Source organism: Pontibacter populi, from assembly GCF_019336435.1.
In the GTDB taxonomy this organism is placed as follows: Bacteria; Bacteroidota; Bacteroidia; order Cytophagales; family Hymenobacteraceae; genus Pontibacter; species Pontibacter humidus.
Map to the genome: position 1 here is coordinate 125,845 of NZ_JAHWXQ010000005.1, position 15,485 is coordinate 141,329.

At 45.2% G+C, this 15,485-nt stretch carries 13 protein-coding genes; 7 read left to right on the plus strand and 6 right to left on the minus strand.

The features are described 5' to 3' along the window. Positions 1-103: 103 nt before the first annotated feature. Positions 104-2,230: a DNA helicase RecQ gene (gene recQ / locus KYK27_RS15925; protein WP_199111303.1), complete on the plus strand. Its 2,127-nt coding sequence runs from the start codon at positions 104-106 to the stop codon at positions 2,228-2,230. A gap of 76 nt (positions 2,231-2,306) precedes the next feature. On the opposite strand, the gene KYK27_RS15930 is transcribed toward recQ, so the two are convergent. Then, positions 2,307-3,752 carry a S8 family serine peptidase gene (locus tag KYK27_RS15930; RefSeq protein WP_233150482.1) on the minus strand — a complete coding sequence of 482 codons (1,446 nt, stop codon included), beginning with the start codon at positions 3,750-3,752 and terminating at the stop codon, positions 2,307-2,309. A 559-nt stretch (positions 3,753-4,311) separates the two neighbouring features. On the opposite strand from KYK27_RS15930, the gene KYK27_RS15935 reads away from it, so the two are divergent. The 3 genes from KYK27_RS15935 to KYK27_RS15945 all read left to right on the plus strand — a co-directional run bounded on the left by KYK27_RS15935 (position 4,312) and on the right by KYK27_RS15945 (position 7,359). Then, positions 4,312-5,082, plus strand: a complete 771-nt coding sequence (locus KYK27_RS15935; RefSeq protein ID WP_199111304.1) for an XRE family transcriptional regulator — start codon at positions 4,312-4,314, stop codon at positions 5,080-5,082. A 185-nt stretch (positions 5,083-5,267) separates the two neighbouring features. Then, positions 5,268-5,987, plus strand: a complete 720-nt coding sequence (locus KYK27_RS15940) for a pirin family protein (protein ID WP_199111305.1) — start codon at positions 5,268-5,270, stop codon at positions 5,985-5,987. A 127-nt stretch (positions 5,988-6,114) separates the two neighbouring features. Then, on the plus strand, positions 6,115-7,359 hold the full coding sequence (locus KYK27_RS15945) for a pyridoxal phosphate-dependent aminotransferase (RefSeq protein ID WP_199111306.1): 1,245 nt from the start codon (positions 6,115-6,117) through the stop codon (positions 7,357-7,359). A gap of 106 nt (positions 7,360-7,465) precedes the next feature. Here KYK27_RS15945 and KYK27_RS15950 read toward each other — a convergent pair whose 3' ends face one another. The 4 genes from KYK27_RS15950 to KYK27_RS15965 form a co-directional block, all read right to left on the minus strand. Next, positions 7,466-9,292: a M2 family metallopeptidase gene (locus tag KYK27_RS15950; RefSeq protein WP_199111307.1), complete on the minus strand. Its 1,827-nt coding sequence runs from the start codon at positions 9,290-9,292 to the stop codon at positions 7,466-7,468. 114 nt (positions 9,293-9,406) lie between these two features. Continuing rightward, positions 9,407-9,949, minus strand: a complete 543-nt coding sequence (locus KYK27_RS15955) for a nuclear transport factor 2 family protein (RefSeq protein ID WP_199111308.1) — start codon at positions 9,947-9,949, stop codon at positions 9,407-9,409. Positions 9,950-9,988: 39 nt separating this feature from the next. Next, positions 9,989-11,326, minus strand: a complete 1,338-nt coding sequence (rmuC, locus tag KYK27_RS15960) for a DNA recombination protein RmuC (protein WP_199111309.1) — start codon at positions 11,324-11,326, stop codon at positions 9,989-9,991. A gap of 260 nt (positions 11,327-11,586) precedes the next feature. After that, positions 11,587-12,198, minus strand: a complete 612-nt coding sequence (locus KYK27_RS15965) for a hypothetical protein (protein ID WP_199111310.1) — start codon at positions 12,196-12,198, stop codon at positions 11,587-11,589. Positions 12,199-12,428: 230 nt separating this feature from the next. Between KYK27_RS15965 and KYK27_RS15970 the strand changes: the two genes are divergently transcribed. Genes KYK27_RS15970 through KYK27_RS15980 form a run of 3 tightly spaced genes read left to right on the plus strand, consistent with a single transcriptional unit; the run spans position 12,429 to position 13,974 of the window. After that, complete coding sequence (locus tag KYK27_RS15970) at positions 12,429-12,974, plus strand: RNA polymerase sigma factor (RefSeq protein WP_199111311.1); 546 nt, start codon at positions 12,429-12,431, stop codon at positions 12,972-12,974. Further along, the gene (locus KYK27_RS15975; RefSeq protein WP_199111312.1) at positions 12,974-13,510 is read left to right on the plus strand and encodes a hypothetical protein; all 537 of its coding nucleotides are present in this window, start codon (positions 12,974-12,976) and stop codon (positions 13,508-13,510) included. Before KYK27_RS15970 ends, KYK27_RS15975 begins: the two co-directional genes overlap by 1 nt. Beyond that, positions 13,510-13,974: a hypothetical protein gene (locus KYK27_RS15980; RefSeq protein ID WP_199111313.1), complete on the plus strand. Its 465-nt coding sequence runs from the start codon at positions 13,510-13,512 to the stop codon at positions 13,972-13,974. The genes KYK27_RS15975 and KYK27_RS15980 overlap by 1 nt, the downstream gene beginning before the upstream one ends. A 121-nt stretch (positions 13,975-14,095) precedes the next feature. Here KYK27_RS15980 and KYK27_RS15985 read toward each other — a convergent pair whose 3' ends face one another. Next, complete coding sequence (locus tag KYK27_RS15985; RefSeq protein ID WP_199111314.1) at positions 14,096-15,478, minus strand: DEAD/DEAH box helicase; 1,383 nt, start codon at positions 15,476-15,478, stop codon at positions 14,096-14,098. Positions 15,479-15,485: the final 7 nt, after the last annotated feature.

Sequence of the window (15,485 nt, forward strand, 5' to 3'; positions counted from 1 at the left end):
TGAAACTTAGCGATGCTCCGGGCTGTTCAGTTGCTTAAAATAGTCTTATCTTTGGGTAAGGAGTAAGCAGGCGGCAACTATAGTTTGTTGCTGAAATGAATATATGACGGAGATCAGGGAAGCGCGTGAGGCGTTAAAATTGTATTTTGGTTACGACAACTTCAGGCCGATGCAGGAGCAGATAATTGCCCGCATTCTGAATAAAGAAGATGTAGTAGTACTGATGCCAACGGGCGGTGGTAAATCTGTTTGCTACCAGGTGCCTGCCGTAGTAATGCCGGGTTTATGCGTGGTTATCTCTCCGCTTATTGCTCTGATGAAAGATCAGGTAGAAGCGCTGTTAGAGAACGGTATTAAAGCTGCTTTCCTGAACAGCTCACTTACTGCAGACCAGCAATACCAGGTAGAAAATGCCTGCCTTTCCGGTGAACTGAAGTTGCTTTATGTATCTCCTGAAAAGCTGCTCTCGTCCGGTTTTACGTCTTTCCTAAGAAGGCTTCAGATTTCTCTTTTTGCTGTTGATGAAGCACACTGTATTTCAGCCTGGGGCCACGATTTCAGGCCGGAGTATACGCAGCTAAAGGTACTGAAGCAGCAGTTTCCGCAAACCCCAATGGTGGCACTAACCGCCACAGCAGACAGGCTTACGCAAAAAGATATACAGGAACAGCTTTGCCTGCGCGATCCGGAGGTTTTTATAGCGTCTTTCGACAGGCCTAATATTAACCTGATGGTAAAGCCGGGCCGCGACCGTTTCAATAAGATCACAGAATTTCTGGAAAGGCATCATGGGCAGCCGGGTATTATTTACTGTCTCAGCCGCAAAGGCACAGAGGCGATAGCTGATAAACTTAAAAAGAACGGCTTTAAAGCTACGTGTTACCATGCCGGTATGAATGCGCAGCAACGTGCCAAAGCCCAGGAAAACTTCCTGAAAGACGATGTGCAGATCGTGTGCGCGACGGTGGCTTTCGGGATGGGAATTGATAAATCAAATGTGCGGTGGGTGATACACTATAACCTGCCTAAAAACATAGAAGGCTATTACCAGGAGATTGGCCGTGCTGGTCGTGACGGAGCCAAGTCTGATGCACTGCTTTTCTATAGTTATGCCGATGTAATGAGTATGCGCAGCATGCTGATGGAAGGGAATGAGAAGCAGACCGAACTGCAGTTGGTAAAACTGGACCGGATGCAGCAATACGCCGAAGCCACCATTTGCCGTCGCCGTATCCTGCTGCAGTACTTCGGCGAGACCATGAAAAAAGATTGTGGGAACTGCGACATCTGTCGTAACCCACCTGTTTCGTTTGATGGTACTTTACTGGTTCAGAAAGCGCTATCCGCTATTGCCCGCACCCAGGAGCAGGTAAATATGGGATTGCTGATTGATGTACTGCGTGGCTCCCGGAATGCACAGGTAATAGAAGGTGGCTACGACAGAATTAAAACCTATGGTGCCGGGCGCGAAGTCGGAACACTGGACTGGCAACGTTATTTGCACCAGATGCTGAATGCCGGATTAATTGACCTGGCTTACGATCAGAACTATACCTTAAAACTGACAGAGCAAAGCCGCCAGGTTTTATTTGAAGGCCGTAAAGTGCAGCTTGTTAAATTTGATGATGTAAAGCAGCCTGTAGAGGAGACAAGAAAAGCCAGACCAAAGAAAGAAGTTATTCAGGATGCCTTATTCGAGCGGCTAAGAGCGCTGCGTAAGAAAATGGCTGATGAATTTGGCGTACCACCATACGTTATATTTACCGATGCCACCTTACAGGAAATGGCCGCAGAAAGGCCTACGAACCGTATTTCTATGTTATCCATTTCTGGTGTTGGGGCTCTAAAGTACGAGCGCTATGGGTATGATTTCGTAAATGAGATCATCAACTTTATGACCGATGAGCAGGAGAAAGGCAACAAAGTAAAAGGCGCCACTCATCTGGTTACTTACGAAGCATACAAAACTGGTAACAACCCGGAACAAATAGCACGCCAGCGGAACCTAAACCCAGTAACAATCTACTCGCATCTGGCCACGCTCTATGAGCAAGGCTATGAAGTTGACCTGTATAAATTTGTAAGTAAGAAGGAGTATCAGGAAATAAGTAAAGCAATTGCTAAACTCGGGCCGGACGCTAAATTAAAAGACTTGTACGAGGCGCTGGGAGAGCAGTATGAGTATCATAAAATACGGTTGTCTATTACCTTGTTTAAAGTAACTGTATAGTTTAACTGCAACTATAAAAACAAGAAAGCCGGCTCAAGTGAGCCGGCTTTCTTGTTTAACCTTAATTTATACAGATTTATAAAACTGCAATAGCATCCGGAGTTGAGTCTTTGTCGCCGGTTACGATGCCGTTTGTGTTTACTTTGCCTTGCAGTAACAGAATACCTGCTACGTGTGGCGCTGAGAACGATGTACCTGATGCTGTAGTTGTCATGCCACCGTTATTCGATGTGCTGGTAACACTTACACCCGGAGCTGTGAAATCTACCGGCGCACCGTAGTTAGAGAACGAACCGAAGCGGTCGTAGCGGTCCATTGCTGAAACTGTGTACACGTTAACTGCATCTACGCGAGCTGGTGAGTTGCTGATGCAATCTACAGCGCTGTTACCTGCTGCGATAGCAAACATTATTCCTTTTGCGGCAGCAGTCTTTACTGCATTATCAAGTGTTGAAGAAATTCCGCCACCAAGGCTCATGTTAACTACATCACCCGGAGAAGCAACACTAATCACATGGTTTACAGCAGAGATTGCACGAGACATCGTTCCCTGGCCTGCATCGTCGAATACGCGTAAGGCAACCACAGTAGCGCCGGAAGCAACACCGATCATGCCTAAACCATTATTTTGGGCTGCAATAATACCGGCAACTATAGTTCCGTGGCCATAGCCATCCTCCACCGAAGTATTACCATAAATAAATGATGCACTTCTGCTTAGGTCTATCTTAAGATCAGGATGATCTGTATCAATACCAGAGTCAATAACCCAGGCAGTTTTGCCAGTGCCATCGCCATAACCTACACGTGCAACATTCCAGGGCACAAGCTCGCCTGCTGCAGGAACTATAGTCTTGTAAGTTTCTGTGCTTGGAGCTGGTTCTGTAACTACCGGAGTTGGCTCAGGAGTAGGAGTTGGGGCCGGCTCTGTTGGTGCAGGCTCAGTGGGAGCTGGTTCTGTCGGGGCTGGTTCCGTTGGTACCGGCTCAGTAGGAGTTGGGGTTGGAGTTGGTTCAGGTTCTGTAGTGGTTTTCTTTTTTCCACCTTTATTAGTACCCGATGTGTCTGTTGATTTCTTTGTTTTAGCAGCTGCTACCCAGGTTGGCTTACCAAGCGATATTACTCTGTCCTGCTCAATATACGCTACTTCAGGATTGCTTTTAACTTTTTCTAACTGCTCATCCGTAAGTTGGGCTGCGAACCCATTTACGGTACCATCAAACTTTTCTTTAACAGCAGAAGCATCAATCTTAAGGTTATCCAGTATACGTTGACGTGTAGTTCTGAAGGTCTGGCGTTCGCTGGTAGACAAATCATTTGAACGTGTGGTGCTTAGTCCGTTTCCGGGAGTCTTCATAACCACAATGTATTGGCCTTCAATTGGCTGGCCATGTACTGCACTAAACGTTGAACTGTTTTGTTCGAACTGTTCTTCCATCAGTTCATCTTTCTGGCAGCTTGTTAGCGTAACAGCCGACACCAGAACCGCCATAGATAAGGCTTTCTTAAACGTTTGATTCATCTTGAAAAGTTTGGCTAAAAGTTGAAATCTATATTGTAACTTTTTTAGGTTTGATACGTAACTGGCTTCTTCTTTATATAGTTCAAAAACAAGCGATTTTTTAAAGCTGTTATTCTCAATCCCTAGGTTGGTATTTTATTGTCTTCAATATATCGTATATAACACTGGTTAATATGTAGTTATAGTGATAATTCAATATTTATATATTAGCTAAATAAGCCAGCATATAAACTATTATAACTACTATAGTTTGATAAACAGAATGTTGTATTGCTTTATATTGATTTTTAAAGGTAAGTAGCAATTGTACTTAAATCAAAATTATGGTTACAGATATTATAAAGAATTAATATAACTATTTTAACAATTTTAAATATTAATAGAAAGTTCTTTATAACAGGCCAACAATTATTTAAATAACCATACTTAAAAAAGTACAGAATAAATAATTGCTAAATATGTTAGCATTATTAAACTAATTTACTTACTTTTACTTGTGATTTGTTCTGAAAGCTAAACAGGGCAGATTTTAGGCTAACAACATTGGCACAGTTGAGATATGGTAACATCAAACTTAAGATTCCTTCGTAAAAATGCTGGTTATACCCAGGCGCAGCTTGCTGAAAAGCTTGATATAAAGCGTTCGTTAGTGGGTGCTTATGAAGAGGGAAGGGCAGAACCCAAGCTAAGCACGCTTGTAAATATTGCGAACCTGTTCTCTATCTCTCTTGATGAGTTGATAACCCTGGACCTGTCAAATAATGCTGGTAAAGGCGGTATCCAAAAATCCGGAGAAGGTAAACTGCGTGTGCTTGCCATTACTGTTGATGGCAATGATAAAGAAAATATTGAACTGGTGCCTCTCAAGGCAAGTGCCGGTTACCTGAATGGCTACGCAGACCCCGAATTTATCGAAGAGCTTCCTCGTTTCAGGCTTCCTATGCTTGGCAACAGCGGTACGTTCCGTGCATTTGAGATCAGCGGTGATTCTATGCTGCCAATTACTTCAGGTACGGTTATAGTTGGCCGCTTTGTAGAGGATTGGAAAACTATAAAAGATGGCACGCCTTGCATTATAGTTAGCCAGAAAGAAGGTGTTGTTTTCAAACGTATCTATAATAAGCTTCAGGATACTGCTGTATTACGCCTGCACTCCGACAACCCGGTTTACTCGCCTTACGAACTGCATGTAGAAGATATACTGGAAATCTGGGAGGCAAGGTCTTACATTAGCTCCACTTTCCCGATCGCTGATCTGTCGCTTGATAAACTTTCGTCTATCGTGCTGGATCTGCAGAAAGAAATGCAGAAGCTGAAGAAGGTAGACTAACTAATTTTAAAGTAATGAAACTATAGAAATCCTGTGTGGGCAACTGCGCAGGATTTTTTGTGCCCGGCTGTTTCCAATATCTGTAAGAATGTTCATTTTTAACAAGTAACTGTAAATATGCGTAAAGGCTAACAGTATGTATGATTTAGTGTGTTGTATGCCAAACCTATACTTTTAGAAGCACGATGATAAAACAGATAAGCGCTGCAGAGCGGCACGAAGCAAGAACAGGAGAATGGCTCCGCTCAAATTACCTTTTCTCTTTCGCAGATTACTATGATCCTGCTAATGTACAGTTTGGTCCGCTACGGGTATTTAACGAGGACTACGTAAGTCCTGATTCTGGTTTCCCGACGCATCCGCATACCGAAATGGAGATTGTAACTATAGTGCTGGACGGAGAAATTACGCACACTGACAGTCTGGGCAATGATCTGGTTATCCATGCCGGCGAAGTACAGCGCATGACAGCAGGCACTGGTATCACACATTCTGAAGCTAATAAGTCGGAGGCAGAAGTGCATTTACTGCAACTATGGTTTCTGCCGAATAAGCGGGGCATTGCGCCATCCTACGAGCAAATGAAGATCGACTTTCTGGATACCAAAGATGAACTTGTGCCTCTGGTTACCGGGCAGAAGGTCATGGAAGATGTGGTTTTCATTAACTCCAATTCTACAATCTTTTACGGTAATTTCAGCCAGGGCAAAGATATGCTTTTTCAAACCTTTAAGATCAGGAAGAGCCTGATCTATGTGCTGGAAGGAAACTTAATAGTGAACGGCGTTGAGTTGGAAAAAAACGACCAGGTCAGGCTGGAAGAACAGGAGGTTATTACCTTTCACGCGACTTCTAAAGCATCGTTCATACTCGTAGATGTTCCGGCTGTGGAGGCTAATTATTGATAAAATCAACTTTAATTATAATATCTGTAAGGATTTTATGAGCGGCTGTACGATTAACTCGTACAGCCGCTTTTATTTTAGCAAAGGATGGGAAGGTTTGATATCTTAGCTTAAAATTTACAGCAAAATGATACTTAAAAGTGATCGTCTGAACAATGTGTCTTACGACTTGCGTGGACCGGTATACGAAAAAGCGAAGGAACTGGAACAGCAGGGACATTACATTACAAAACTGAACATCGGTAACCCGGCACCTTTTGGGTTTGAAGCTCCGCCGGCCATGGTACAGTACATTATAGATAACATGCACCTGGCACAGGGCTATTCCGATCATAAGGGATTGTTAAGCTCCCGTGAAGCTGTTAAGCGCTATTACGAGAAGAAAGGCATTGCCAACATTCATGTAGATGATATATTCCTGGGCAATGGCCTGAGCGAGCTTATTATGCAGTCGGTGCAGACGCTCCTGAACGACGGAGACGAAGTGTTGGTACCTTCACCTGATTACCCGCTCTGGACAGCATCGGTGCGTTTTGCAGGTGGCAAGGCGGTGCATTACCTTTGCGACGAAGAATCAGAGTGGTTCCCGGATGTTGCCGACATCAGAAGCAAGATAAACAGCCGTACAAAAGCCATCGTAATCATCAACCCGAATAACCCGACCGGTGCAATTTACTCTAAAGAGTTACTGCAGGAACTGGTACAAGTGGCGGAAGAGCATAACCTTGTTATTTTCTCTGACGAGATCTACGATAAGATCCTGTACGATGGAACAGAGTTTACTTCTACGGCAACGCTTTCTGATAAGGTAGTATTTGTAACGCTTAGTGGTCTTTCGAAAAATTACCTGGCAGCCGGTTACAGAGCAGGCTGGATAATGGTAAGCGGCGCCAAGCACAAAGCTACCAGCTACCTGGAGGGATTAAACCTGCTGGCAAGCCTGCGCGTGTGCAGTAACGTACCGGCACAGTTTGCCTTACAGGTGGCACTGGAAGGTCCGACAACGGTAGATAGCATGGTATTGCCAACCGGCAGATTAGGCCAGCAGCGCGCTATCTGCTATGAGAAATTATCAGCTATTCCGGGTATTACCTGCGTGAAACCAAAAGGTGCATTCTACCTCTTCCCGAAAATCGATGTGAAGAAATTCAACATTCAGAGCGATATGCAGTTTGTACTTGACTTCCTGGAAGCACAGCAGGTGTTGCTGGTACATGGTAGCGGTTTTAACTGGCAGAAGCCAGATCACTTCAGGGTGGTATATCTGCCAGGTGCAGAAGAACTAAGCCAGACGATGGACAAGCTGGCCCTGTTCCTGAGCACGTATCAGCAAGGAAGTAAGCAGCAGAAGCCACTGGAAATGGCGCTATAGTTAACCTATAGTTTGCTTCATAAACCTACACCCAATAAAAAGCCCCGACAGAATATTCTGCCGGGGCTTTTCTATAGTTGCCGAACTATAAATTCATCATTTATAATTATATAGTGTACTTTCGGCCCTTGTTCTGCTGCTTCAGGTATTCTATCAGTGGCTGGAAATAGGCTACCATTGCCTTGGCACTTAATTCTTCGCCGGTTTTTTCCTTCAGCATTTTTCTCCAGTCAACTGAGGCGCCCGGGTACATGATATCATACAGGAACTTGCCTACTTCTTTGTTGCCATAGTAGTTGGTGGCATGCGGGTCCTGCTTCAGGATGTTTTTGGCAATATGGTCATGCAGCTGGAACAGGATCACATAAGACAAGGCATAGTCATAGTACTGCGCGGCATCGTCGTTAATGTGCGTTTTAGTAGCAGGATCGAGGTAGTTTTCGCCGCGTTCAGTTGGCGGCACCATGCCCTGGTACTTTTTAGCTAGTTCCCACCAGCGCTTGTTCAGTTGGTCAGCAGGCAGGTTTTTAGCATAGAAATCGTGCTCCCACTCGCTCATTACACCAGCTGCAAACGGAATAAAAGTTACATAACTCAGCGCTTCTTTCAGCAGGGTCTGTACTTCGTCGGTCTGCGTATTTTTATCTATTAGCTGCAACTCTGCCAGGAATGGTTTCTGCATAGCAGCTAGTCCCATTAAGCTACCGATCGCTTCGTGATAAGCACGGTTGGCACCACTGCGTAGCAGCACCGGCACATCAGGGTTAGTGTAGCTGATGTAGTAGTATATGTGACCCAACTCGTGGTGCGTCGTCTCATACCACTCTGCATTTGGCTCCACGCTCATCAGGCAACGTACATCTTTATCCAGATCCATATGCCAGGCCGATGCGTGGTTGTTCTTTTTGTAACCTGCATTTGGTGGCAGAGGGTACAGGCTTGATTTGGTGTAGAAAGATTCCGGTAGTTTATCAAATCCGAGGCTCACGTAGAATCGCTCCGCTTGCTCCACCAGCCACTTGTCGCCTTTCGATTTAAGGGCACCATCCAGGTCAATGCCTTTAACTTCTACCATCGGGCTCCAGTCCTGGCCCCAGCGGTTTGGCAGCCAGTGTGCCGGCAGGTAATCAGGTACCTGTTTTACGCCGTATTTTTTAGCCAGTTCATAGCGGGCGTAAGTGTGCAGTTCGCGGTAAAGTGGCATCAGGTCTTTGTTGATCTGCGCCATCATATCCATCATCTCCTCACGCGTCATGCCATAGTCTGAGGCCTGGTAGGTAAAGTAATCGTCGTAGCCCAGGCTTTGTACCGTTTTGTTGCGCAGGTCACGCAGCTTCAGCAATCCGGGTTTTAGGCCGGGGCCGACTTCCTTGCTCGCGTTCCAGGCAGCCAGGCGTTTCTTTACATCGTTCTCTGTTTTCAGGATATTGTCGATGTCGTTGGTGGTAACTGATTTACCTGAAAGGCGGTAATCGTAACCGTATAGTTTTTCCGTCTGTTCGGTTTCTGCTTTGATGCGTGCTTTAACCACGTCTGGTACGGTTTGCGGGTTGTTAGCGCCGGCATAAAGTATAGCTTCAAACTGCTTCACCTGTATCGGGGTGAGCTGGTCTTTCTGCTCCAGGTACTTACGGGCCTGCTCAATGTTTTCTACGCTACCGGTAAATGCTGCAAAGGCCTCGTTTGCCCGGCGAGTGGCCACAGCATTGGTAGAGTCGCCTTCCACAATTCTGGTATTGGATGCCCATTCTGCCTCTGCCGATTTGGTATACAGGCCTTGAAAGGTTTTCGTGTAATCATCCAGGAAAGCCTGTGCCTGCTCTTTAACAGAGGTTGCCTCGGTAGTAGCGGTGTTTTCTGTTGTTTCTGTTTTCTGGCTGGAGCAGGAGAATAGTATAGCTGCCGTTAAGCCGGTGAGAATAATTTTTTTCATCAGTTTAGTTCGTGGTTATCTTACTAAGTTACTACGTTAGTAGCGCAGAAGCAATAACTATAGTTACGCAACTATAAAACAAAACCACAACCTGGTATAGCTGTGGTTTTATAGTTATTCTGTAAGCCCAAGTTGCTGTAGAAAAGCCATCTGGTCGAAGTAAGAAATATCTTCTACTATTTTACCATCCTTAACTTTCAGTCGGGCAAATATCCGGAGTTCAAACTTGCGGCCTTTCATATCAATCGGATCATCGGGGCTGATGTTTTCTACTGTACCGGTTGATACAAATTCTACAGCCACTTCGTCGCCGTTATGGATGTAGTGCAATACCTCGTTCTTCACGTTCGGGGCCATCTCAAACAGCGGACCATAAATGGTTTTTACATGATGCGCTCCAACTACACGTTCCGGCATCTCCGGCGACATGAATACGGCACTGTCAGCGTAAAGGGCCTGCATGGCTTCCAGGTCGTGGCGGTTAAAGGCATCGAACATGGCCTGCATCACTTTTACAGCTTCGTCATCAGTGGTAGTAGTGGTATCTGTTGGAACAGATGTAAATGGCTGTGATGTCTCAGTATCGCTCTTTCTCTGCTCGGTGCAGCCAGCCATTGTGCCCATAACTATAAGCAGGACAGGTATCAGGTTTTTCATTGTTTTATAGTTAGTTGTTTTTTGCTACGGTAAGCTAAACTATAAATTTACTTCTGATTCCTCCTCCGTTACCTGCGCTTCGAGTAAAAGACTTTCGTCTATAGTTTTGCTGGTTTTGGCACCCAGTTCCTTTAACTGCTCTACCTTACGTATCAGGTTGCCTTTGCCTTCTGTTAATTTGTTCATGGCAGCGTTGTAAGCACTCTGGCTGCTTTCCATGTGCCTGCCGATCAGGCGAAGATCTTCTACAAAACCTACAAACTTATCATACAGTCGGCCACTTTCTTCAGCAATCCGGATCACGTTGCGCTTCTGGTCTTCCTGGCGCCAAACACCGGCTACTGTGCGCAGTGTTGCCAACAGGGTAGATGTTGTTACCAGCACAATATTCTTATCAAAGGCATCAGTAAACAGAACGTGGTCGTGTTGCAATGCCAGGTTAAAGGCCGGCTCAATCGGGATATACATCATCACGAAATCCGGTGAGTTGATGCCACTTAGACGGTGGTAGTTTTTCCCGCTCAGGTCGCGGAAGTGCGTGCGGATGGAATTGATGTGGCTACGTAAGTAAGCTTCCATCTGCGTGTCGTCTTCGCAGCTGCAGTAAGCTTCGTAAGCTACCAGTGATAGTTTGGAGTCAATAACCAGGTGCTTGTTGTCGGGCAGACGGATGATAACATCCGGGCGATAGACTTTGCTCTCGTCGTTCTGCCGTACCTCTTCGCGCTCGTAGTGCACGCCTTTGCGCAAACCTGATTTTTCAAGTAAGCTTTCGAGAAGGTATTCACCCCAGTTACCTTGTGTTTTGCTTTCGCCTTTCAGAGCTTTGGTCAAGTTCAGTGCATCCTGGCTCATCTGCTGATTTAGGGATGCCAGTTGCGTGATTTGTTCTTTTAACGATACGCTCTCTTTCAGTGATTTCTCGTAGGTAGAATCAACCTTTGCTTCAAACTCTTTTATGCGCTCCTTCAGTGGGGAAAGAATTTGCTCCAGGTTTTCGGCTGAAGCTTTTTTGAAGTGCTCGGCATTGTTCATCAGTACCTGGTTGGAGATGCTCTGGAATTGCTGTAGGAATTTTTCGCGAAGTTGTTCCAGTTCTTTGTTTTGTTCCTGCAGGCGTTTTTCCAGGTACTCGTAGTCGGTTTCGGCTTTGGTAAGGGCGTTGGTCAGGTCCAGTATCTCGGTCTGCGTTTGGCGTAACTGCGCTTTCAATTGTTCAGCTTCTTCCGCTTTTATCTTTGCATGCCCTTCCAATACTCCCTGCGCCACCGCTGACTGGTTTATAGTTTGCTGCAGAGCACCAACCTTACCCTTTAGTGCCAGGTAGGCAACTATAAGTCCTCCCAAAAATGCGGCTATACCTACTACTATTTCCATAAGAGGTAAAGGTAAACTTTTTTAGCATTCGACGCTATAGTTTTGCTAAGGAAATTAGCTAAACAGAAGGGGTAAACTATAGACTGACTAATAACCAGTGAGTTTCAAACTATAGGCATACTCCCGCTAACTATAGTTACCCTTGGATTTAAGGTTTAATTTTAGTTGATACAAAAGAGCTCTGAAGCTACTTTTTAAAATATGCTTCAGAGCTCCGGCATTAAGATCATTTATAGGAAAGTGAAAGCACCTACTCTATTTCAACGATTGCTTTTCCACTGGGTCCATTTGGCAAGTTGCTCCTGCCCAAGTATAGACTCAATTTTAGCAAATAGTGCGGCACGGCATCTGCGCATCATTTCTACCTGTACCTGCTTGTCATGATGCTTTTGTATTTCTTCTCTCAGCCTGGTGCGAAGCGTTAATAAACGTGCTTCCAATTCCTGTTTCGTGATCGTTCCTGCTTTGTATTCTTGTATGTACTCTTCCCGGATAGTGTTGGCTCTCTTTAAAAGTTCCTCATGGTATTGCTGTACCTTAAGGCGATGTTGCAGTACGCATTCCTCGTGTTGTGCTATAAAACCTTTCACAGCGGTTACCTGCCTTTTGCTGAGGTTTAGTTGGCGCAAAATGTATAGTAATCTGCTTGAGTCTTGTCGTGTTTCAGGATTGGTAGTGCTAAAGGCTATAGTTTCGGTAGCAGTACTAATCACTGGATTAGCAATATCCTCAACTTCAGTGATCTGAAGGCTTTTATCAGCTTCCGACAAAGTCATCTCCTCAGCTGGAGTAACATCTTCTTTCTGGCAGCCGGTTAAGGTAATAAAAGCAGCACAGGCGAGCGCCGCAAAGGTTAGTCTAAAGTTTTTCATGTGGTTAACAGGTTTTGGTTGAGAATTGTACCTGCCTCTAAGAAGTAGCAAATCCTTAAAAGTTAAATTGCAAATATTATTTTTTTCTGATATTCAGAATAATGTCCTTAAAAGCAAGTAGTTATGTTTTGCCTGGATGAATAATATAAGCTTTCTGATTTATATATTTAACCTTTCTGTCTTTTATGCTTCTAAAAGACAGATATGAGAACTTTTAGCAACCGGATTGCATGGCAGATACGACAGACGAAGAGATTTTGTCGATGTTTCGTGAGCAAAGTACAAAGAGCAAAGCCTTTACCTTGTTAATGAACAAATACAACCAGAGAATTTACTGGCATATCCGGCGACTGGTAGTTTCGCACGAAGATGCACAGGACATTTTACAGGAAACGTTTATCAATGTGTATAATAAGCTGCACACGTTTAGCGGCGAGAGCAAGTTGTATACCTGGCTTTACCGCGTCGCTACCAACGAATGCATCAGGCTATTTAGAACGAAAAAACAGTTCCTGACATCATTTGATGAACTGAGCGAAAAGCTGGTTAATACCCTGCATGATACGGCCTCAGAGGATGGCGATAAGATATTAGTAAAGTTTCAGGAGGCGATCCTGCGGTTGTCCGAAAAACAGCAACTGGTTTTTAACCTGCGCTATTACGACGACCTGAGTTATGAGGAAATAAGCCAGGTACTGGACAGTTCGGTAGCTACCCTTAAGACCAACTACCACTATGCCAGCAGTAAGATCAAAGAATTTATGACAAACGGATAATGGAAGATAACTTCGATTTTGATAAAGTACGAAAACGGATGCCTTATAAGGTGCCTGAAGATTTTTTTGATAAGATCACGGAAAGTACGCTTGCGGAGGCAGAACGCAGGAATACTATAAAAAAGGAAACAACATGGTTTAACTGGCCGGCAATTTCTGTGGCAGCCAGCCTGGTACTGTTGCTCGGGTTTGGGTATGTATTTTATATGAACCGAACCGAGCAGAAGGATCAAGTAGCAGTTCTTGATAAGCCAGCTGAAAAAGTGACCCCTTCCGAAATAGCTGCTAAAACAGAGACAAATGAGCCAACGTCTGCAACGGTTGTACCTCAGAAAACAGAAAAAGCAAAGAACCAGGTTACTGCCGAAACTACAAAAACAGCAACACAGGCCAACCAAAAACCGGAACAACTTGCCAAGGCAGATAAGCCGGAATCACTGGATGATGTTTTGGCAAATATATCTGATGATGAGCTGATGTTGCTGGCTGCAGTAGCCGAGACAGACCTAAATGTATACGAACAGACTTTTGAATAATGAACAGTTTAATTAAAATTATACTAGCAGGAATATGCAGTCTACTGATTCTGACGGCGCAGGCCCAGGATCAGACCAGAAACCCGAAACTGCAGGAAAGGATATCGCAGGCCAAGCTTTTGGAAATTAAGGATGCCCTGGCACTGAGCGATGCCAAAATGAAAGAACTGACACCAATTTTTAAACGCTATGAGGCCGAGAAAAGTCAGCTGCATTTCCCCGGGCAAGGAAAAATGTTGCGCTCCAACCCGGACAGTCTTAGTACCGAAGAAGCAGATAAACTGATTACTGCTCACCTGGATAATGCGATTAAAGTGAGCACAATCCGCAGAAAGTATTATACTGAGTTTAAATCCGTACTGACACCCCAGCAGGTGATGAAACTATATAAATCTGAAGCGCAGTTAAACAGGAAAGTAATGCAGGAACTCAGAAGAAGGATGCGCAACAGGGCAGGGCAATAGAGATATTATATTTAAGGCTAAAACAGCTACGGCTATACCTGGTATGAAAGGTATAGCCGTAGCTGTTTTATGGTATATGTTCCGGCTCAACGTCATACGTAGCAACGTTAACCCTTCGGGCCTACTTCACGACATGTACCCTGAATTTGCGGCCTTTAATTTTACCGTTGTTCAGCTTTTCAACTATAGCTTGAGCTTCTGCGCTAGGTACGGCTACAAAGCTGCTGCGGTCCTGCACTTCTATTTTACCAATCTTGTCTGAGGCCATTCCGGTTTCAGCTATCAAGGCGCCAACAATATCGCGCGGACTGATCTTGTCTTTACGGCCGGCGTTTATAGTTATCGTAGTAAATGCAGCTACCTGCGCTGTTTGCTGGCCAGGAGCTTTTTTCAAAAGTTCATCTGCTTTAAGCCATGAGTCCATACGCACCATATCCCAATCGCGAAGCTTACGTTCATCACGCGGGGTGGCAAGGGTATAAACTGTTCCTTTTTTGCCGGCACGGCCGGTTCTGCCGCTGCGGTGCTGGTAAGCTGCCAGGTCATCCGGAAGCTCATAATGAACTATAGTTTCCAGCAGGGCAATGTCTAAACCACGGGCGGCAAGGTCAGTGGCAACCAGCACCTGCGTGGTTCCATTTCTGAAAAGCGTCATCATTTTATCACGGTCAGGCTGCTCCATACCACCATGCAAAGGACGCGCAGCTATGCCTTCCGCTTTTAGGGCATGCGCAAGTTCATCGGCCGCGGCGCGGGTATTACAGAACACCACCGTGCCACCTGAGTCAATAGTTTTCAAAAGGTTTACGACAACATCCTGTTTCTGCGGTTGCTCTGCTTTTACACCGATCAGTTTCAGCTGGTCAGGAATCGCATTGGCCGAGGCTTTTATAAACTGCGGATTTTTAAGAGATTCTTTGATCAGGTCCTGCACATCCTGTGGCATAGTTGCCGAAAATAGAATAGCCTGTCGTTTTGCCGGTAGGGCCTCCATGATCTGGTCGATCTCCTCTTCAAAACCCATCTCCAGCAACTTATCAGCTTCGTCCAACACCAGTTGTTTTACAGTGCTTAAGTCAAGCGTTTTTCTGAAAAGGTGATCTGTTAAGCGGCCCGGGGTGGCCACAGCAATTTGGGGAGGATGTGCCAGTGAAGCGCGTTCCTGCGAAAATGAATGCCCACCGTAAAAAGCGCTGATCTTTAAATTAGGGATATTTTTAGCGTATTGCTTTAACTCCTGGCGTACCTGCAGTGCAAGTTCGCGCGTTGGTACCAGAATCAGGGCCTGTATCTGTTGCTGCTCCGGGTTTACCTGCTGGATTATGGGCAAACCAAAAGCTGCTGTTTTTCCGCTACCTGTTTCGGCCTGCGCTGCCACATCCTGGCCTTGCAGCAGCAACGGAATGGCACCTGCCTGCACAGGGGTAGGCGTTGTATAGTTGAGTTCCTGCAGATTTGTTAAAAGAACGGGGAGGAGCTTAAGATCCTGAAATGTGGTAGCCATAGTATGC